The organism is Chthonobacter albigriseus (assembly GCF_013839445.1).
Classification (GTDB): domain Bacteria; phylum Pseudomonadota; class Alphaproteobacteria; order Rhizobiales; family Pleomorphomonadaceae; genus Chthonobacter; species Chthonobacter albigriseus.
Window position 1 is genome coordinate 142369 of sequence record NZ_JACDIT010000007.1, and the last position, 18174, is coordinate 160542.

Sequence of the window (18174 nt, forward strand, 5' to 3'; positions counted from 1 at the left end):
GATGGCGGGAGACATGGAGGAGCGGGCGGAACGGCTCGGCGGATTATCTCTGTTCGCCGGTCTCGCGCCGACCGATCTGACGGAGGTGGCGCGGCGGGTCCGTTTCTCGGATCATGACGAGGGGCAATGGATCGTCGCCCATGGCGATGGGGACCGCGAGGTGTTTGCGGTCGTATCCGGTCGGGTACGGGTGCTGCTTTTCGGTGAAACCCGCGAACTCATCCTCGGCGACCTCGAGACCGGCGCGCTGTTCGGCGACATGTCGGCGATCGACGGGCGGCCTCGCTCGGCGAGCGTAGTGGCGCTTGATGCGGTGTCTCTGGTGCGGATGTCGGCGTCGGTCTTCCTCGACCTCATCCACCGGCACGCCAGCGTGTGCGACCATGTGCTGAAGGTGCTGGTCGGCCGGATCCGAACCCTCGACGACCGCGTCCACGAGTTTGCGAGCCTGACCGTTTCGGAGCGGGTGCGCACCGAACTGCTGCGGCTGGCCAGCCCGGTGCCCGGTCGGCCGCGGGAGGGCGTCGTCGCGCCCGTCACCCATGCGGAACTTGCGGCGCGGATCGGGACCCACCGCGAGGCCGTGACGCGTGAGCTCGGTGCTCTCCAGCGTCGCGGCGCTCTTCTCAAGCGGGAGGGGCGGTTGGTGATCCGCGACGTGCTGGCCCTGTCGGCGGCGCTGAAGGGCATCTGACCGTCACAACATCGGGTCGCGCCAAGCTTCGGTCCGGAGACGGTCCGGATCCGGCTGGTCGTCGCGGACGCGCTCGTCACACGCGCTGTCCGCTCCGTTGCAGAACCAGATCGTCGCCCAGAGGCGCGCGGGTCCGAGCGACCAGGTGGAGCGCGGAGCCGGGCGGCGCGGACTGGTGGTCAGGGATCGGCGGATGTTGGTCTTGGACATGTCGGCTTCCTTCCAGGGAGCGACCGGCGGTCGCGATGGAAGGAGCTTGGACGGGGCCGCGGAAGGCCGATGTGCGAGAACGCACACGGCCTCCGAAAGATCTGCGCAGCCCATGCGCAGCCGCTGTCGACCGAGCGGGGGGGGCGGTTCAGGTTCCGAGCAGCCTCCGGTCCGCAAGGTTGCGCATGAGGGCGGCGACCCCGAACGTCCAGGGTTCCGCCTCGTCCGTCGCCACGACACGGTTGACGAGGGTGCCGAGAGCCGGCGCGGCGATCCGTACGATGTCGCCGTGCTTGTGGGTGAATCCGCGGCCGGGAGCGTCGCGGTCGTCGACCGGTGCGAACATCGTCCCGAGATAGAGCACGAAGCCGTCGGGGTAGCGATGGTGGGCGTTGAGGGTCTGGGCGACGAGATCTGCCGGGTCGCGGCTGATCTCGCTCAGCGAGGACCGGCCTTGAAGATGGAAACCGTCCTCCCCGAGAACGTCCAGCGTCAGGTCCATCCGGCGGACCGTGTCGAGCGTGAAGGCGCCGTCGAATAGGCGCAGGAACGGGCCGATGGCAGCGGACGCGTTGTTGTCCTTGGCCTTGCCGAGCAGCAGCGCCGAGCGCCCCTCCACGTCCCGCAGGTTGACGTCGTTTCCGAGTGTGGCGCCGACGATGGATCCGGTAGACGAGACGACGAGAACGACCTCCGGTTCCGGGTTGTTCCAGGTCGACTTCGGATGGACGCCGATGTCGGCGAGCGTGCCGACGGACGACATCGGCTGCGCCTTCGTGAAGATCTCGGCGTCCGGTCCGATGCCGACCTCCAGGTACTGGCTCCAGGCGCCCTCGCGTACCAGCGTGTCCTTGAGGGCCATTGCTTCCGGCGATCCCGGCCGCAGACGGCGCAGGTCTTCGCCGACGAGTTCGCGGATGTGGGTGCGGATTGCGGCGGCGGCGTCGGCGTTGCCGCGGGCGCGCTCCTCGATCACCCGTTCCAGCATCGATGCGGCGAAGGTCACTCCGGCCGCCTTGATGGCCTGAAGATCGACGGGCGAGAGCAGATAGGGCTTGCCCGCGTCCCGAGGCCGGGCGGGCGTTGCTGCCAGCACCTCGGCGAGCGAGCCGACGTCTTCGCCCGGCGCTGCCTTGAGCGCGGCGGCCGGATCGGGGGTTTCGCAGAGGTCGCGTACGGTCGGGAAGGTGGCGGAAACGTCGATCAACCGGTCCCCGGCGATCTTGACGACCGACGGTCCATTCACCTCCGGCCGGAACAGGCGACCGACCAGGGCCGCATCGGCATCCGACGGCAGCGCCGAGGCGGGCGAGGTATCCAGGTCGAGCATCGCGGCATCCTCCGAAGACGATCTTCTTGGGCGGAAGCCACCACCCGCGCCGACGCCGGCCAACGGGTGTACGCGGTTCCTCCGCCGGTTCAGATCCCGAGTCTTAAACGGTCCGGAGCCCGTTGGAAGGATGGTATTTCAGGCATGAAGGGAAGGGCGCCTGTCAGTTCGGTTCGGCGCGGGGGAGCGGGTGCGTCGACACGAGGTCCGGGGCGATGGGAGTCCGCAGGCTGCGTTCGAGCATTTCATCGAGCACGGCGGTCATCGTCAAGGAGAGGCAGTAGGAGGGAAACTCCGCGCCGAGGCCGTCGAGGATCTCGTCGGCCATTCTCAGCAGCGAAACCGCCGTCGAAAGGCGCCGGACCTCGCTCTCGTCGAGCTCGGCGGGAAGCTTTCTGTCCGTGTACATCGGCTCGGATCCCGTGGCGGTCATTTCTGCCTACCTCCCATAGGTCAATGCGCGTCACCTCCGCGTTATGGTCTGCGGAGCATGGCCTCGGACCGGGAGGACAGAAGCGCGTTGAAGGTCCCGGTTGCGTTGAAGTGCCAGTCCGGAACGACACGGCGGTCTGTCGACGCGACTACCAGCGCCTGGCAGAGGAGCAACGCGTCCATCCGTTTCAAGTTGACGAACCGGGACCGGACAAGGCGCGCCGTCTCCAGCCGGGTCTCGGTGTCGAGATCGGCACAGTCGAGGATCCGGTCCCAGGTGCGGCGGCGGAAATGCAGCGACCGGGCTGCGGAGAGGATCCGAACGGCAGTGTCGGGCGCCAGGTCGCCCTCCGCCGACAAAGCTTCCACGGTTGCGTCGACATTGACGAGCGCTTCGGTCAAAGGGGTGCAGCCGAGCTCCGGAGGCGCGTGAAGCTGAGCGACGGCCGCGTCGTCGTCGAGCCGCCCGTCTTGGTAGCGGCGAAACACCTCGCCGATCCCGATCATGCCGAAGGCGGAGCACTCGGCTGCTCTCAGGGCTCCCATGCTGGCGGCGCCCATCACGGTGACGCCGCGGCTGAGGGCGAAGAGGATCTCCTTGTGCCAGACCGCTGCGACATCGCCGAAGACGCCGTCGACCAGGCCGATCGCACGGGCGCCTGCGCCAACCGCGTGGGCGACATCCCCGGCGGCCGCCGGAGGATGCACCGTGACACCCGGCATCGGCGGCAAGGCGCCATGCAGGGTGGGGCCGCTGAACAGGATCTTCACGCGAACTCGACTCCCTTGGCACGCTGAAGCATCCGGCGGATCGCGCGCATGCCGATGCTGCGCTGACGACCCCCGGGAGGATTCTCCAGGCCCGGACAGAGCACCTTGGCGACGGCGAAGTCCGCCTCATCGGCAAGGGGAACCGCGATCACCGGCGAACCAGCGGCAGCCACGGCTCCGACGAGGTCGGCAATCGACATCGGCGCGTGCGGCTGCAGGGTCGGTGTTGGCGGTGCGGAGGCTTCATCAAAGCCGAAGTAGTCAAGGGCGCCGGGTTGGGACCTTGCGCGGTACTCGTCAGGGAGAAAGTCGTCCCGCGCACCGGAGATGACCGTCACCCGTGACTGCGCTGCTTCCGTGATGGCGCGAACAGCGGCCCTTGCCGGATCGGGGTGGCAACCGCTGCCGACGGCGATCTCGAAATGCCGGGGTACATGCGATAGCGACGCGCCGGAATCCATGATGGCGGCGCCGATAACCGGTACCTTTATGTCGCTCGACAGGTCGAACAGCCGGATCCGGTGACCGGCGGCCGTCACGCGCGCGCAGAGACAAGCGACGTCGCGACTTTGGAAGGCCGCGGCGGAACGCAAGCGATTTGGCACGTCAGCCGGATGGCGCAGAGCCCAAAGCGCGAGGGCGTCGCGCTCGATGCGCTCCAGGAGGCCGTGCAGGATCGCCTCGGCAAGCGTGTTGCCCGAAGCCAGCCCGTCCGTCGACTGCCAGTAACGGCGGAAACGGGGGGCGATGGTGTAGTCCAGAGAGGCTGCTTCCAGAGGTATCCAGGTCGACATGCCGGTGCCGAGGTCCGTCCCGCGCACCCACGTCGTCTCGTCCTCGGGTTCCAGAGGGAATGCGCCCTTGGCGACCAGTTCGGGAAGTGTGGAGACCACGTCGCCGTCCGGCAGGAGGGTGGCCGTCCCGATCCGCAGTTCGGAACGGGGCCGCTCCGCCAGCGCCTGTTCGACAGCTTCCATCAGGGCCGAAGCCCTGGCATGGTCGTCATCGAGCCCCTTGCCCTGCGTGACCGAGAGGTTGCGGGCATTAGGCCGCGCGGCGGACCATACCGGTATCCCGATATCGTCGAGGTGCGTGACTCGCGCCAGACGGGTGATGCCGAGGGCCTGCGCCAGAGGCCAGACACGTGCCAGCGTGTCGGCAGGATGGACGGCCCGACCAGCATCGGCGGGCAACTGGAGCTGCGAACCAAGATCGAGCCGTCCTGTCATGGTCAGTTGCTGAACGACAGTCGCTGCGACGGGGCGTCCGCGCGCATCTCGGCGGCGACAGCGAGGTCGATGCCGTCGATCAGGCTCTCGCCCGCGGCGCGGGCGGCGTTCGCTTCGCTGAGGAACGCGTCGGATTCAGCCACGCGCGCGGCAGTGCCGGCGTCGAGGTCAACCATCCACAGGCCGGCTTCACCCTTCAGTCCAAGAATGATCTGCTTGCTCATCTCATGTATCTCCTTATTTGAAGCCTGCCCTGCGCAGGCCCTCCTCGTAATGGTCCCGCTGCCGCGGGTCCCGGAGCGGCAAGACCGCCAGCCAGTCCTCCACCCGGAAATCCGGATGGATCGCCCTGGCCTTGCGGGCGTATTGGCGCGAGGCTTCCATGTCGCCCGCCATGGCGCTGCTGGCTGCCATCAGACGGTAGGCGGGGCCGCGTTCGCGCATCCGCTGAAGCGCTTCGATGGCTTCGCGGTAGTTCCCGAGCAGGAAGTTGGCGCCCCCCTCGATCCAACGGTAGTCGTCCGGACAGAGCGGGTTGAGGGCTGTCGCCTGGTGGATCTTGCGAAGGGCAAGCTCCGGCTCCGACGCATGGACAAGCGCGTCCGCATGGTCGGCCAGCAGATCGGCATAGTGTGGGCTGACCAATTCAGCCTCGTCGAACGCCTGAAGGCTGGCTTCGAAGCGGCCGGAAAACTGGTTCCAAAGTCCGAGTTCACGGAGGGCATGGACTTCGGTCGGCGATAGTTCGGCGGCCTGACGAGCATATTCCCCGGCCTGTTCCAGGCAGGAAGCGTCGCCGCGGGCCAGCAGGAGCCATTCCAGGTGATAGGTCCGGGCGATCCCGGCGATGGCCGAGGCGTAGACCGGGCTCTCTTTGGTGGCAGCCTTGAAGCACTTGCGGGCCTTGCGAATGCTCGGAAGATCCATCTGTCGCAGATGGAAGCGGCCCTTCAGAAACAGGCAGTAGGCAGACCCGTCGTGTTCCGGCAGCAGCTTGTCCAGCTCCGTCCGCTCCACCGTCTCGATGACCGACGTGCCGATACGAGCGGAGAGATCGCGGTAGCTGCCGTGGGCGTCGAGTGCGTCGACACCGTAGCGTTCGGCCCAGATGATCGTCCGGCTGGCCGCATCCACCAGCTTGACCTGGAGGCTGGCCGTCTCGCCGAAACGGACCAGGCGGCTTTCCACGGAGTAGTCGATGCCGAGTTGGGCGATCGTGTCGACGGACTCCTGAGCGAGGCGCTGGCACGTATGCGGTGCGACCATCGAGACCGACCGGGCCGAGCAGAGGCCGAGCGTCACATCCTCCAGGAGGGCTGTGGCGACGTGCCCTGCCTCGCCCGCGGAGGGCGCGAGTTCCGGCGGCATCACCGCGACCCGGGGGAGGAGGATCGCCGAGCTGGAGCCGTGCGGTTCCAACGGCGGATGCGCCCGCACGGACGCCGGCACCGCGGGTCCGGCCTGTCCGGACCGACCCTGGCGGAAGATGGAACGGACCAGCTCGAGCGTCGTCTCGTCCGGTTCGATGCCGAGTTCCTCGCGCAGGCGGGACCGGCAGCGGGCAAAAACCTCCCGAACCTGGGAGAACTGGTGTTCGTCGGCCAGGATCCGGATGAGCACGCGATAGGCCGTTTCCCGGTAGGGGTCGGCCTCGATCAAGCTGACGGCGGCGTCGCGGAGATTGCGGCGTTCGGCGGGGGTCGCTTCGCCTTCCGCCCGTTCCAGAAGGGTCTCCAGCAACTTGTCGCGGATCTTGTTGCGCGCCGACGACAGCCACTGTCGCCCGACGTCGCCTTCCATCTCCACGCCGGTGAGCAGTTCGCTGCCGCAGAGGTGGCGGAGCGTTTCCGTTGAAAGCGGCCGCGCGGGTGATTCCTCCAGTTCCAGGACGTCGATCTCGATGCCGTCGGTCGCCAGGCGGATGCGGCCGTCGACTTCCGTCAGAACCTCGCACCCGATACGCGCTTGCGCCTCCCGGACGCGCAGAAGCAACTGGCGCAAGTTGCCGTTGAGACTGTCGGTGCGCGTGGCGTCCCAGAGGAGCTCGGCAATCCGGGCGCGTGTGGCCTGGAACCCGCCGGCGTCGGTCGCCAGGTAGGCGGCAGCGACAAGCGCCTTGACCGGGAACTTGACCGAACGCCCGTCGATGTAGAGGGCGGGTTCGCCCAGAAGAACCACCCGCGACACCATCTTGCTAGGCCCCCAGTCATGCCGGCCGCCGCCACCAGCCGCAGTGGCTGAACGGCATGCAACACCCTAGGGTTAATGGTGCGGAGGGGTGAGTTCAATCCCGGTGCAAGTTGTGTAACGCATGTGTAACGCTTGGCGACGCCAAGCATTGGCGAATGCTCAGCGGGCGATGTCGACGGTGGTCCGCGTTCGTCCGTCGACGCGGATCGCGGCCTCGTCGAACCGCGGCGCGCGCATGACGGGCCGGATGTTGTTGGTCACCGCCCAGTCCTCCCGGGGGATGCCGAAAACGTTGGTGTCGAGTTTCCGGTTGCCGTTGACGTCGTGCGAAACCGCAACCGCGTAGCGGCCGGCCGGGAGCTTTTCGAAGCGGCAGGTCACCCCCGCCGGATCGGCCTTCTCCCACGCCGTCCGCGTTGTCGCGTTGCCGCCCGGAAAGGGCTCGCCCTCCGCGAACAGGGCGCAGCCGATCTCACCGGCGTTCGATGCGATGCCGGAGACCTCCACGTGCAGGCTGGCGGCCCGGAGGGGCAGGGTGGACAGGGCGATCGCGGCGAGCGCCGGAGTCAGTACGCGGATCATCGATGGGCCTTTCATGAGGCCCCCCGCCGGAAGGTCTAGGGCGGGCGGGCCTCGGTTCAACCCGGCGCTCTCAACGGGCGGTGAGGCGGGCGAGTTCCGCCGCGGATTCCGGATCGGCGGGAAAGAAGGATTCGATCGCCAACTCGGACAGGCCGATGTCGACGGCCGTGCCGAAGACGGTGGTGGTGGTCAGGAGGCGCAAGGTGGCGCCGTCCGGGATGCCGAGTTCCAGCAGCACGACGATCCCGCCGTAGGCCGCCTCGCCGGGCGTCGGTGGGCGCGCGTTGGCCGGCGGCGGGTAGGACTTCAGCTCTTCTGTCAACGCCACCAGCGCCGGGTCTGCGGAGACATCGATCTGCCGCATCAACCGGCCGAGCACATGGGCGCGCCAGTCGCGGTAGTTGCGGATGCGCGGCGCCAGCCCGCCGGGGTGGAGGCTTATGCGCAACGCGTTGGCGCCGGGGCCGAGGAGCGTCGGATCGATGCCGTCCAGCAAGGGGGCGACGGCTTTGTTGGTGGTGACGATGTTCCAGTGCCGGTCTACCGCCAGCGCAGGGTTCGGGGCATGGCCCGCGAGAATGGCGTCCACGGCGGCGCGCGCCGCGGCGAGGTCGGGGTGGTCGATGCCCCGATCGCGGAGCAGCGGCGCGTATCCGGCAGCGACCAGCATCGCGTTCCGTTCACGCGCGGGAACCGACAGATGTTCGGCAAGGTGCAGCACCATGTCCCGGCTGGGCGAGGAGCGTCCCGTTTCCACGAAACTGAGATGGCGCTGGGAGATGCCAGCCTCCACCGCGAGGTCGAGCTGGCTCAAGCGCCGGCGTCTGCGCCAGCTCTGAAGAAGCGTTCCGAAGGAGGGCTGCATGTCGATCATGAGCCGAGGGTAGGCCCGACGGCGGCGCGATCCAATGACCTCCGACGTAATCGACCCGTCGTGCGGCGGCGGTCAGCATCAAACGGTCAGCTGCCGTCGGCGGCTTCAACTTGGAGATCCCGAGATGCCTTTCGATCGCAAATCCCTTCCGCTTCGCCCCATCCTGATGGCCGACGCTGCGGCCTGCCTCGTCATGGGGATCGGCCTGATCGGGCTGGCGGGCCCGCTCGAGCCCCTCACCGGGCTGTCGCAGACCTTCGCAATGGTGGCCGGCGCCCTTCTCCTGCCGGTGGCGGCTTTCATCCTTGTGGTGGCGAGCCGTCCGGCGATCCCCGCCGCGGGTGTGGCGGTGATCGTTGCCGGGAATGTCGGCTGGATCGCCGCAAGCCTGCTCATTCTTGCGACCGGAATGGTGCAGACCACCGCGCTCGGGACCACGCTCGTCCTCGCCCAGGCGGCAGCGGTCGCCGTGATCACAGCCTTGGAACACGCGGCGCGTCCCGCACGCATCGTCGGGCAGGCGGCGATCTGAGGACCTGTTGGCGGGGGCGGGCTGCCCGTCCCCCGTCGCCCGCCGCATGGCAGCGGACGGTGCGGTCGGGCCACGAACTCCCTCGCGGGGTCCGATCAAGTTCCCTCGACAAGACTCGCTGCCAGCGCGGTCCGGGACCATATGAAGCGTCCACCGCCAACAACCGGAGCGCTTCCATGGCCGAAACCCTGAACCGACGCATCGTGCTGGCGGCTCGCCCGGACGGCGAGCCCAAGGCCTCCGACCTCCGCCTTGAAGAGGTCCGGCTCCCCGAGATCGGACCGGGGCAGGTTCTCCTCAAGACGTTGTTCCTGTCGCTCGATCCCTACATGCGCGGGCGGATGAGCGCGGCCAAGTCCTATGCCAAACCGGTCGAGATCGGCGCGGTGATGGAGGGCGGCACGGTCAGCGAGGTGGTGGCCTCCACCAACAGCGCCTTCAAACCGGGTGACGTCGTCCTCGGCTATGCGGGGTGGCAGAGCCATGCGGTGTCGGACGGCAAAGGGCTGCGCAAGCTGGACCGCGCGGCGGCGCCTCTATCGGCCTGGCTCGGCGTGCTCGGCATGCCCGGGATGACCGCCTACACGGGGCTCCTGACCATCGGGCAGCCCAAGCCGGGCGAGACCGTCGTGGTGGCGGCAGCCACCGGGCCGGTGGGGTCCGCCGTCGGGCAGATCGCCAGGATCAAGGGCGCGCGCGCGGTCGGGATCGCGGGCGGGCCGGAGAAGCGCCGGGCCTTGACCGAGGAGTTCGGCTTCGACGCGGCCTTGGACCACAGGTCGCCGACCTTTGCTGAGGACCTTGCGGCGGCCTGCCCGGACGGCATCGACGTCTACTTCGAGAACGTCGGCGGGCCGGTCGCGGCGGCGGTGCAGCCGCTGCTGAACCCGTTCGCGCGCATTCCGGTCTGCGGGCTCATCGCGCACTACAACGACAGCGCTCCGCCGCCCGGTCCGGACCGGTTGCCGGCGCTGATGCGCGACGTGCTCACCAAGCGACTGACCTATCGCGGTTTCATCGTCAGCGACTTCCAGGATCAGGCTCCAGCCTTCGCGCGGGACATGTCCGCGTGGCTGAAGGACGGCCGCGTCAAGGCGCGCGAAGATGTCGTGGAAGGCCTGGAGAACGCGCCGGAAGCCTTCTTCGGCCTCCTGAAGGGCCGCAACTTCGGCAAGGTGGTGGTGAAGGTCGCCTGAATGATCGGCGCTCAAACGGCGCGGATATGGGCTGCGAGGCCCGCTGCCAGGGCGTCGAACACGACCCGGCAGCGGGGACTTGATTTCAGGTCCTCGTGCATGACGACATAGGTGGGCAGGCCGAGGGAGACTTCCTCGGGGAGCACCCGCACGAGGTCGGGTTCGCGGCGCGCAAGCTGGACCTGGCAGACGCCGATGCCGAACCCCGCCTTGATGGCGGCGAACTGGGCGAGGTTGCTGTCGGCGCGCAGCGCGAAGTGGTCGCGCGTGATGAACCGCATCTGCTTCAGCATGGCGCGGATGGCGGGGGTCTCCCGATCGAAGCCGATCAGGTCGTGACCCCTGAAATCCGCCAGTGATGCAGGAACGCCGCGCCTTTCGATGTAGCTGCGGTGGGCGTGCAGCCCGAGTTCGATGGTGCCGACGCGCCGGGCCAGCAGCGCCTCCTGCGTCGGCTCGACCATTCGCACAGCGATGTCCGCGTCCCGGCGGATCAGATCGTCGACCGCGTCGGAGAGCACCAGTTCGATCACGAGGTCCGGATGCCTGGCGCGCAGATCGGCGAGGATCGCGGGCACGATCTCCACGCCCACCACTTCGCTGACGCTGAGCCGAACCGGGCCGCGCACTTCCTTGCCGTGGCTTGAGGCCGCACGCACCAGGGCGGCGGTGGTGGCGGCGAGCGTTTCGGCGTAGGGCCGCAGATCTTCTGCAGCCTCGGTGGGCGAGAGACCGCGCTGCGAACGGATGAAGAGGTCGTAACCGACGAGGCTCTCCAGAGCGTCGATATGGCGGGACACGGTCGGCTGGGTCAGCCCAAGGCTACGCGCGGCGCCCGACAGCGATTGCTCGCGCAGAACGGCAAGGAAGGTGCGGTAGAGGTCCCAGGACGGTTCAGAGTTCATGCATTTTAGTATAGCGACCGTACAAGTTTGCGCAATTCCGTTGATCCTGGTTTGCCCGCATCCTCGCTCCATCACCTTCGGATGGAGACGATCATGAGCACTCGAACGGCACTGGTACTCGGCGCGACGGGCGGCATCGGCGGCGAAGTCGCGCGCACGCTGAAGGGGAGGGGCTGGACCGTCCGCGCCCTCCACCGCGATGCTGCCCGCGCCGGCCTGCGGGACGGTATCCAGTGGATCACCGGGGATGCCCTGTCGCCGATAGACGTTACGGCGGCGGCAGACGGCGCGTCCTTGCTGGTGCATGCGGTCAACCCGCCGGGATACCGGAATTGGGGTTCTCTTGTGCTGCCGATGCTGGACAGCACGCTCGCCGCGGCGCGCTCCAGCGGCGCCCGCATCCTTCTCCCGGGCACCGTCTACAACTACGGGCCGGATGCGCTGCCGAACCCGGACGAACTGTCCGTCCAGCACCCCGTGACCGCCAAGGGCAGGATCCGCGTTGAGATGGAACGCCGACTCCTCCGCGCGGCGGAGGCCGGGCACTCGACGGCCGTGGTCGTCCGCGCCGGCGACTTCTTCGGTCCGCGCGCCGCGAACAACTGGTTTTCGCAAGGGCTGGTGAAGCCGGGAAAGCGACCGGCGTCGATCGCCTATCCGGGACGCCCCGACGTCGGCCACCAGTGGGCGTATCTCCCCGATGTCGCCGAGACGATGGTCCGCGTCATCGAAACCAGATCCCTTGGCAACTTCGCGACCTTCCACATGGAGGGGCACTGGGATCCGAACGGGATGCGGATGGTGGAGGCGATCCGACGCGTGGTCGGAGCGCCGGATCTCCCGGTGCGGCGATTGCCTTGGACGCTGATGCGCCTGCTGGGCCCCGTCGTGCCGCTGTTCCGGGAGCTTGCTGAGATGCGCTATCTCTGGGAGCAGCCGGTGCGGATGCGCAACGACCGGCTCCTCGCGCTGATCGGCGAGGAGCCCCGGACACCGCTGGACGATGCGGTTCGCGCCACGCTGATCGGACTCGGCTGCCTCGGCGCGGCGGCGAACGCCAACGCATCGGCCCTTGCAACCGCATCGCAGGGGAGGGTCTGATGACCGGCTCTCTCGTAACAACCGCCGCGCGGGTGACGCCGCTCGGCGTCATGGGCCAGTTCCTGTTCGCCGGGCTGGCGCTGTTCCACGATGCCGCCTTCTGGGCGTTTCACGGCGCGCTCGGCGGCCTCCTCGCCCTGCCGATCGGGATCGTGCTCTTCGCCGCCTACCGTCAGGAGCGCCATCGAACGCTCCTGCGCCCGGCGGGGCTCCTCGCCGTCGCCTACCTCGTCCAGCTCACGCTCGCCGGCCTCGGCCAGGCGACCGACATCGGCGCGCTCCTCGCCCTCCACCTTGTCAACGCCGGCCTCGTCCTCGGTGCCGCTGCCAACCTCGCGGATGCGGCAGCTGGGCGGGGGAGGGCGGTGGCCTAGAAAAAGTTCGGGGGGCTTTCGCCCCCCGTTTTTCGTTCAGCTGCAGCCGCTGGTGCTGCCACAGGTGTCGCACTTCAGGCAGGTGCCGTTTCGCACCATCGTGAAGTTGCCGCACTCGGAGCAGGCCTCGCCTTCGTAGCCCTTCATGCGGGCCTGGGCGACCTTGGAGGCGTAGTCGAGTTGCGGCGGCGCCTGCGTGATTCCGACGGCCGCCGTGGCGGCGACGGCCGGTTCGGCCTCAATGTCCCGCTTGAAGGCGGTCGCGGCGGCGCCGGCGGCGATCGCGGTGACGCCGGATGAAGCCCGGGCGGTCGCGAATGCGGACACCGAGGCTGTGGCCGAACCGCCGCCGGACGCGATGGCGCCGCCGGCTGCCGAGCCCTTCGGATCGGGGGTGCCGGAGACGACCTTCAGCGCGCCCGGTCGGCCGCGGACGAGACCGTGGCTGACGATGCCCTCCGCGCCCTTCTCCTCCTTCACGCCGCCGCCGAGGCCGGTGTTGCCGGCATCCTGCGGCACCACGTGCGCCAGGTCGTGACGGCCGAGGTAGGAGACGGCGAGCTCGCGGAACACGTAGTCGAGGATCGACGTCGCGTTCTTGATCATCTCGTTGCCCTGCACCATGCCGGCCGGCTCGAAGCGGGTGAAGGTGAAGGCCTCCACGTATTCCTCGAGCGGCACGCCGTACTGCAGGCCGAGCGAGATCGCGATGGCGAAGTTGTTCATCATCGCGCGGAAGGCAGCGCCTTCCTTGTGCATGTCGATGAAGATCTCGCCGATGCGCCCGTCATTGTACTCGCCGGTCCGGATGTAGACCTTGTGGCCGCCGACGATGGCCTTCTGGGTGTAGCCCTTGCGGCGGTCGGGCATTTTCTCGCGGGCACGGATGTGCCGCTCGACGATCCGTTCCACGATGCGCTCGGCGGCGGCGGTGGCGCGGGCGGCCATCGCCTTCTCGGCGACGATCGCCTCGACCGCGTCCTCGGCGTCCTCCTCGTCGTCGGCCAGCAGCTGGCTGTTGAGCGGCTGGGAGAGCTTGGAGCCGTCGCGGTAGAGGGCGTTGGCCTTCAGCGCCAGGCGCCAGGAGAGCATGTAGGCCTCCTTGGCATCCTCCACCGTCGCCTCGTTCGGCATGTTGATGGTCTTGGAGATGGCGCCCGAGATGAACGGCTGGGCGGCCGCCATCATGTGGATGTGGCTCTCCACGCTGAGATAGCGCTTGCCGATGCGGCCACAGGGGTTGGCGCAGTCGAAGACCGCGTAATGCTCCGGCTTCAGGAAGGGGGCACCTTCCAGGGTCATCGCGCCGCAGACGTGGGTGTTGGCCGCCTCGATGTCCGCCTTGGTGTAGCCGAGGTGGGTGAGGAGGTCGAAGGCCGGGTCGTTGAGCTGGGCGTCGGCGAGGCCGAGCTTCTTCATCTCCTCGTCGCCGAGAGTCCAGCGGTTGAACACGAACTTGATGTCGAAGGCCGACTTGAGCGAGCCCTGCACCTTCTCGATGGCCGCGTCGGAGAGGCCCTTGGCGCGCAGCGAAGAGGGGTTCACCGACGGCGCCTGGGCGATCGAGCCGTGGCCGACGGCGTAGGCCTCGATCTCGGCGATCTGGCTTTCCGTGTAGCCGAGGGCGCGGAGCGCCTCCGGAACGGCGCGGTTGATGATCTTGAAGTAGCCGCCGCCGGCCAGCTTCTTGAACTTCACCAGGGCGAAGTCCGGCTCGATGCCGGTGGTGTCGCAGTCCATCACGAGGCCGATCGTGCCGGTCGGCGCGATCACGGTCGCCTGGGCGTTGCGGTAGCCGTGCTTCTCACCGAGCGCAAGGGCGCTGTCCCAGGCGCGGGCGGCGGCCTCGATCAGACGCTTGTCGGGGCAGGAGCCCTTGTCCAGCGGCACCGGAGGCGTGCGCAGCTTCTCGTAGCCGTCCTTAGCTCCGTGCGCCGCGCGGCGGTGGTTGCGGATCACGCGGAGCATGTCGGCCGCGTTCTTCTTGTAGCCGGGGAAGGGGCCGAGCTCCTTGGCCATCTCCGCGGACGTTGCATAGGAGACGCCGGTCATGATGGCGGTGATGGCGCCGCAGATGGCGCGGCCCTCGGCCGAGTCGTAGGGGATGCCGGACGACATCAGGAGGCCGCCGATGTTGGCGTAGCCGAGGCCGAGGGTGCGGAACTCGTAGGAGAGCTGGGCGATCTCCTTGGACGGGAACTGCGCCATCGTCACCGAGATCTCGAGCACCACCGTCCAGAGGCGGCAGCCGTGCTCGAAGGCTTCAATGTCGAACGCCTTGTCGGACTGGCGGAACTGCAGGAGGTTCAGCGAGGCGAGGTTGCAGGCCGTGTCGTCCAGGAACATGTATTCCGAGCACGGATTGGACGCGCGGATCTCGCCGCTGGCCGGGCAGGTGTGCCAGTCGTTGATGGTGGTGTGGTACTGGATGCCGGGGTCGGCGGAGGCCCAGGCGGCGTAGCCGATCTGCTCCCAGAGGTCCTTGGCCTTCAGCGTCTTCATCACCTTGCCGTCCTTGCGGGCGGTGAGGTTCCAGGAGCCGTCGGTCTCCACGGCGCGCAGGAAGTCGTCGGTGACGCGGACGGAGTTGTTGGAGTTCTGGCCCGAGACGGTGAGGTAGGCCTCCGAATCCCAGTCGGTGTCGTAGACCGGGAATTCGATCGCGGTGTAGCCCTGGCGGGCGAACTGGATGACGCGGCGGATGTAGTTCTCCGGCACGCTCGCCTTCTTGGCGGCGCGGATCTCGCGCTTCAACGGCAGATTCTTGGCCGGATCGAACTTCTCGTCGCCGGGCAGCTCGGTTGAGCCGATCGCCTGCATGATGGCGTTGAGATGCTTGGAGCAGGTCTTGGAGCCGGTGACGAGAGCTGCAACCTTCTGCTCCTCCTTCACCTTCCAGTTGATGTACTGCTCGATGTCGGGGTGATCGATATCGACCACCACCATCTTGGCGGCGCGGCGGGTCGTGCCGCCGGACTTGATGGCGCCAGCGGCTCGGTCGCCGATCTTCAGGAAGCTCATCAGGCCGGACGAGCGGCCGCCGCCGGAGAGCTTCTCGCCCTCGCCGCGCAGCTTGGAGAAGTTGGAGCCGGTGCCGGAGCCGTACTTGAAGAGGCGGGCTTCGCGGACCCAGAGGTCCATGATGCCGTTGTCGTTGACGAGGTCGTCCTCGACGCCCTGGATGAAGCAGGCGTGTGGCTGCGGGTGCTCGTAGGCCGTGGCCGAGCGGGTCAGCTTGCCGGTCTTGTAGTCGACGTAGTAGTGGCCCTGGCTCGGGCCGTCGATGCCGTAGGCCCAGTGCAGGCCAGTGTTGAACCACTGCGGCGAGTTCGGCGCCACCTTCTGGGTGGCCAGCATGAAGCGCAACTCGTCGAAGAAGGCGCGGGCGTCCTCCTCGCCGTTGAAGTAGCCGCCCTTCCAGCCCCAGTAGGTCCAGGTGCCGGCGAGCCGGTCGAAGACCTGGCGAGCGTCGGTCTCACCGCCGAAGCGCTCGGCCTCGGGCAGGGCGGCGAGGGCCTTCTCGTCCGCCACGGAGCGCCAGAGGAAGGAGGGGACGGAGGTCTCCTCGACCTTCTTCAGCGCCTTGGGCACGCCGGCCTTGCGGAAGTACTTCTGGGCGATGATGTCGCTGGCCACCTGGCTCCACGCCGAGGGTACCTGGATGTCGGCCGCACGGAAGACCACCGAGCCATCGGGATTGCGGATTTCGCTCGTGGCCAGCCGGAATTCGATCTCCGCATAGGGAGACTGGCCGTCCTTTGTGAAGCGCCGCTCAATCCGCATCTAACCATCCCCTATGAAGCCCTGGCGCGCCGGTTCGTTCTCCCTTCCATGGGAGGCCCGGCCCCGCACCCGATTGATGTTAACGGCTCTTATCGTCTTCCAGAACGCCTCAGTCAGCCGGTCGTTCGGGACGGACAGATCACAATCTGTCCAGGTCTAGTGCCCCCTCGTTCGCCGCCGACTAGATCTAGAGTGGATCGTGAGTCCGGTTAAAGATCTCTTACCAACGTTTTCCCCAACGCCGAGGGGTTATCCCCGCTGTTGAGGAGGCAGCGTCGCACGCAGGACACAACCGACCCGGAACCCGTTCACCGCTCTTGACCGACATTCAGCCGGCGAACCGATTCGACCGGTTCTGCGCATCGGTCGCGAGCCGCCTGCGCGGTTCCTTCCGACGCCTTCACGCTAGGCCGAGTCTGCCATGGGGTCAACAAGATCTAGTGTCGTCCCGCGCAACCAAGCCATACATATGGTGCTTAGGGGCAGGGAATCACAGAGCAGCGCAGGGATAGTGAGAATTTTAGCCGAATCCGGCGGGTTGGTTTCAAGGGGGCTTAAAATCGGCCTGCTAGTGTCGCCTTCAGACCGGTTGCAGGCGTATCTCATTGCCTCGCGGCCAGTGCCTGGGACAGCGGCGGTGCAGCTATGCGCATCGCGACATCCGATGGACCGCGATGACCTACCACGCCGCCTACGCGTTGCCGACCGATCTCCTGGACATCGTCCTGATCGAGGATTCCAAGCCGATGCAGGCGATCCTGCGGTCGATCATCGGCGGCCTGAAACCGCGCCGGGTGCGGACCTTCGACCGCGCCGACGAGGCCCTGGAGGCGATGCTCCACGAGCCGCCGAACCTGATCATCACGGACTGGCGCATGGAGCCCATGTCGGGCGCCATGTTCCTCAAGACGATTCGCGACAAGCGCATGTCGCCGCTCTGCTTCGTTCCGGTGATCGTTGTCACGGCGCACGCCACCCGACAGGTGGTGGAACGCGCGATGTACAGCGGCGCCCACAGCCTGCTCGTCAAGCCGCTGGCTCCGGCGATGCTGCTCGACCGGGTGCAGCGGCTCTGCGAGGACCAGCGCCGCTTCGTGCTCGACCACGACGGCGGGGCCTACGAGATCGAGGGCGTGCGCAAGGTGTTGGCCGTACAGCAGGCCCGGACCGATGCGCTGCTCAAGGCGCGCGAGTACCACGAGGCGGCGCTGCGCCAGATCGAGACCGAGGAAGGCGGCGAGCACAAGGTGGATCCGGCCACGGCCGAGGTCGCCAACAAGATCGTCGTCGCAAACCGCCGGACGGCCGCCAAGGCGTCGACGCTGCCGGCCTCCACCCATCGCTACGCGGCGATCCGGGTGCCGAACACCTGAGAAACGTCAGGGTTTGTCCCGGGCTGGTTTCCCCTGGACATCGCGCGGTGCGGTCGCCATAGTCCGCCGCAGATCCGACGGACGGTCGCAGGGTAATGAAAGAGCTTCTTCTTCAGATCTTCACCTGGTGGAATGGCCAGACCATGGGCACGCGTTTCTGGACCTGGCGCAAGGGCGTCAGGGTCGGCGACGACGCTTTTGGCAACACCTACTACCAGGAGCGTGGCGGCAAGCGGCGCTGGGTGATCTACAATGGTGTCGCCGAGGCTTCGAAGATCCCGCCGGGCTGGCACGGCTGGATGCATTTCCGCACCGACGTGCCGCCGAGCGAAGACGGCTACAAGCCGCACGCCTGGGAAAAGCCGCACCGGGAGAACATGACCGGGACCAGCGAGGCCTATCGCCCGAAGGGTTCCATTCTCGCCGAGGGCACGCGGCCACGGTCGACGGGCGACTACGACGCCTGGACACCAGGCTGACGGCGGGGCCTGAAGCCGACGCCGACCGCTTCGGACGGCCGAGAGTCGCGGTTGTTCGCGGCGTGGCGTTCCGGCCCGTGGTCATCCAACACCCAACTCATCTGCGTATAGCGGTATCC

General features: G+C 67.7%; 18 protein-coding genes. 7 read left to right on the forward strand and 11 right to left on the reverse strand.

Annotated elements, in window-relative coordinates; translation table 11 throughout:
* Nucleotide 1: 1 nt before the first annotated feature.
* Nucleotides 2-694, forward strand: coding sequence for a Crp/Fnr family transcriptional regulator (locus HZ321_RS17350; RefSeq protein ID WP_181703652.1), 693 nt, complete (start codon nucleotides 2-4; stop codon nucleotides 692-694).
* A 3-nt stretch (nucleotides 695-697) separates the two neighbouring features.
* Here the strand turns inward: HZ321_RS17350 and HZ321_RS17355 are convergent, their stop codons facing one another.
* From HZ321_RS17355 to HZ321_RS17395, 9 genes are all read right to left on the reverse strand, one after another.
* Nucleotides 698-904: a hypothetical protein gene (locus tag HZ321_RS17355; protein WP_181703653.1), complete on the reverse strand. Its 207-nt coding sequence runs from the start codon at nucleotides 902-904 to the stop codon at nucleotides 698-700.
* Between the two features lie 148 nt (nucleotides 905-1052).
* Nucleotides 1053-2234: a fumarylacetoacetate hydrolase family protein gene (locus HZ321_RS17360; RefSeq protein ID WP_181703654.1), complete on the reverse strand. Its 1182-nt coding sequence runs from the start codon at nucleotides 2232-2234 to the stop codon at nucleotides 1053-1055.
* A gap of 163 nt (nucleotides 2235-2397) precedes the next feature.
* On the reverse strand, nucleotides 2398-2667 hold the full coding sequence (locus tag HZ321_RS17365) for a hypothetical protein (RefSeq protein ID WP_181703655.1): 270 nt from the start codon (nucleotides 2665-2667) through the stop codon (nucleotides 2398-2400).
* Between the two features lie 41 nt (nucleotides 2668-2708).
* Nucleotides 2709-3437, reverse strand: coding sequence for a TfuA-like protein (locus HZ321_RS17370; protein ID WP_181703656.1), 729 nt, complete (start codon nucleotides 3435-3437; stop codon nucleotides 2709-2711).
* Nucleotides 3434-4666 (reverse strand): YcaO-like family protein, encoded by a 1233-nt coding sequence (locus tag HZ321_RS17375; RefSeq protein ID WP_181703657.1) that lies wholly within the window; start codon nucleotides 4664-4666, stop codon nucleotides 3434-3436. Before HZ321_RS17375 ends, HZ321_RS17370 begins: the two co-directional genes overlap by 4 nt.
* 2 nt (nucleotides 4667-4668) lie before the next feature.
* A complete protein-coding gene (locus HZ321_RS17380; protein ID WP_181703658.1) occupies nucleotides 4669-4890 on the reverse strand; it encodes a hypothetical protein in 222 nt (73 codons plus the stop codon).
* Between the two features lie 13 nt (nucleotides 4891-4903).
* Nucleotides 4904-6856 carry an AfsR/SARP family transcriptional regulator gene (locus HZ321_RS17385; protein ID WP_181703659.1) on the reverse strand — a complete coding sequence of 651 codons (1953 nt, stop codon included), beginning with the start codon at nucleotides 6854-6856 and terminating at the stop codon, nucleotides 4904-4906.
* 159 nt (nucleotides 6857-7015) lie between these two features.
* Nucleotides 7016-7438: a DUF2141 domain-containing protein gene (locus HZ321_RS17390; RefSeq protein ID WP_181703660.1), complete on the reverse strand. Its 423-nt coding sequence runs from the start codon at nucleotides 7436-7438 to the stop codon at nucleotides 7016-7018.
* Between the two features lie 70 nt (nucleotides 7439-7508).
* Nucleotides 7509-8312 (reverse strand): helix-turn-helix domain-containing protein, encoded by an 804-nt coding sequence (locus HZ321_RS17395; protein ID WP_181703661.1) that lies wholly within the window; start codon nucleotides 8310-8312, stop codon nucleotides 7509-7511.
* A 124-nt stretch (nucleotides 8313-8436) separates the two neighbouring features.
* On the opposite strand from HZ321_RS17395, the gene HZ321_RS17400 reads away from it, so the two are divergent.
* Both HZ321_RS17400 and HZ321_RS17405 read left to right on the forward strand, forming a co-directional pair.
* Entirely contained in the window at nucleotides 8437-8844 is a 408-nt protein-coding gene (locus HZ321_RS17400; protein WP_181703662.1) for a hypothetical protein, read from the forward strand.
* A 176-nt stretch (nucleotides 8845-9020) separates the two neighbouring features.
* Nucleotides 9021-10040 carry an NADP-dependent oxidoreductase gene (locus tag HZ321_RS17405; protein WP_181703663.1) on the forward strand — a complete coding sequence of 340 codons (1020 nt, stop codon included), beginning with the start codon at nucleotides 9021-9023 and terminating at the stop codon, nucleotides 10038-10040.
* 11 nt (nucleotides 10041-10051) lie between these two features.
* Here HZ321_RS17405 and HZ321_RS17410 read toward each other — a convergent pair whose 3' ends face one another.
* Nucleotides 10052-10945: a LysR family transcriptional regulator gene (locus HZ321_RS17410; RefSeq protein WP_181703664.1), complete on the reverse strand. Its 894-nt coding sequence runs from the start codon at nucleotides 10943-10945 to the stop codon at nucleotides 10052-10054.
* 93 nt (nucleotides 10946-11038) lie between these two features.
* Here HZ321_RS17410 and HZ321_RS17415 point away from each other — a divergent pair, with 93 nt between their 5' ends.
* Together HZ321_RS17415 and HZ321_RS17420 are read left to right on the forward strand one after the other, a co-directional pair.
* Complete coding sequence (locus HZ321_RS17415; RefSeq protein ID WP_181703665.1) at nucleotides 11039-12046, forward strand: NAD-dependent epimerase/dehydratase family protein; 1008 nt, start codon at nucleotides 11039-11041, stop codon at nucleotides 12044-12046.
* Complete coding sequence (locus HZ321_RS17420) at nucleotides 12046-12420, forward strand: DUF6220 domain-containing protein (protein WP_181703666.1); 375 nt, start codon at nucleotides 12046-12048, stop codon at nucleotides 12418-12420. Before HZ321_RS17415 ends, HZ321_RS17420 begins: the two co-directional genes overlap by 1 nt.
* Before the next feature lie 36 nt (nucleotides 12421-12456).
* On the opposite strand, the gene HZ321_RS17425 is transcribed toward HZ321_RS17420, so the two are convergent.
* A complete protein-coding gene (locus HZ321_RS17425) occupies nucleotides 12457-16203 on the reverse strand; it encodes a vitamin B12-dependent ribonucleotide reductase (protein WP_181703667.1) in 3747 nt (1248 codons plus the stop codon).
* A 674-nt stretch (nucleotides 16204-16877) separates the two neighbouring features.
* Here HZ321_RS17425 and HZ321_RS17430 point away from each other — a divergent pair.
* On the forward strand, nucleotides 16878-17576 hold the full coding sequence (locus HZ321_RS17430; RefSeq protein ID WP_181703668.1) for a response regulator: 699 nt from the start codon (nucleotides 16878-16880) through the stop codon (nucleotides 17574-17576).
* Nucleotides 17577-17671: 95 nt separating this feature from the next.
* Nucleotides 17672-18055, forward strand: a complete 384-nt coding sequence (locus HZ321_RS17435) for an NADH:ubiquinone oxidoreductase subunit NDUFA12 (RefSeq protein WP_181703669.1) — start codon at nucleotides 17672-17674, stop codon at nucleotides 18053-18055.
* Nucleotides 18056-18174: the final 119 nt, after the last annotated feature.

Excerpts from the sequence above, each read along its gene's own strand:
- HZ321_RS17350 (WP_181703652.1), top strand. The coding sequence starts at position 2 with ATGGCGGGAGACATGGAGGAGCGGGCGGAACGGCTCGGCGGATTATCT.
- HZ321_RS17355 (WP_181703653.1), bottom strand. The coding sequence starts at position 904 with ATGTCCAAGACCAACATCCGCCGATCCCTGACCACCAGTCCGCGCCGC.
- HZ321_RS17360 (WP_181703654.1), bottom strand. The coding sequence starts at position 2,234 with ATGCTCGACCTGGATACCTCGCCCGCCTCGGCGCTGCCGTCGGATGCC.
- HZ321_RS17365 (WP_181703655.1), bottom strand. The coding sequence starts at position 2,667 with ATGACCGCCACGGGATCCGAGCCGATGTACACGGACAGAAAGCTTCCC.
- HZ321_RS17375 (WP_181703657.1), bottom strand. The coding sequence starts at position 4,666 with ATGACAGGACGGCTCGATCTTGGTTCGCAGCTCCAGTTGCCCGCCGAT.
- HZ321_RS17380 (WP_181703658.1), bottom strand. The coding sequence starts at position 4,890 with ATGAGCAAGCAGATCATTCTTGGACTGAAGGGTGAAGCCGGCCTGTGG.
- HZ321_RS17385 (WP_181703659.1), bottom strand. The coding sequence starts at position 6,856 with ATGGTGTCGCGGGTGGTTCTTCTGGGCGAACCCGCCCTCTACATCGAC.
- HZ321_RS17390 (WP_181703660.1), bottom strand. The coding sequence starts at position 7,438 with ATGATCCGCGTACTGACTCCGGCGCTCGCCGCGATCGCCCTGTCCACC.
- HZ321_RS17395 (WP_181703661.1), bottom strand. The coding sequence starts at position 8,312 with ATGATCGACATGCAGCCCTCCTTCGGAACGCTTCTTCAGAGCTGGCGC.
- HZ321_RS17400 (WP_181703662.1), top strand. The coding sequence starts at position 8,437 with ATGCCTTTCGATCGCAAATCCCTTCCGCTTCGCCCCATCCTGATGGCC.
- HZ321_RS17405 (WP_181703663.1), top strand. The coding sequence starts at position 9,021 with ATGGCCGAAACCCTGAACCGACGCATCGTGCTGGCGGCTCGCCCGGAC.
- HZ321_RS17410 (WP_181703664.1), bottom strand. The coding sequence starts at position 10,945 with ATGAACTCTGAACCGTCCTGGGACCTCTACCGCACCTTCCTTGCCGTT.
- HZ321_RS17415 (WP_181703665.1), top strand. The coding sequence starts at position 11,039 with ATGAGCACTCGAACGGCACTGGTACTCGGCGCGACGGGCGGCATCGGC.
- HZ321_RS17420 (WP_181703666.1), top strand. The coding sequence starts at position 12,046 with ATGACCGGCTCTCTCGTAACAACCGCCGCGCGGGTGACGCCGCTCGGC.
- HZ321_RS17425 (WP_181703667.1), bottom strand. The coding sequence starts at position 16,203 with ATGCGGATTGAGCGGCGCTTCACAAAGGACGGCCAGTCTCCCTATGCG.
- HZ321_RS17430 (WP_181703668.1), top strand. The coding sequence starts at position 16,878 with ATGACCTACCACGCCGCCTACGCGTTGCCGACCGATCTCCTGGACATC.
- HZ321_RS17435 (WP_181703669.1), top strand. The coding sequence starts at position 17,672 with ATGAAAGAGCTTCTTCTTCAGATCTTCACCTGGTGGAATGGCCAGACC.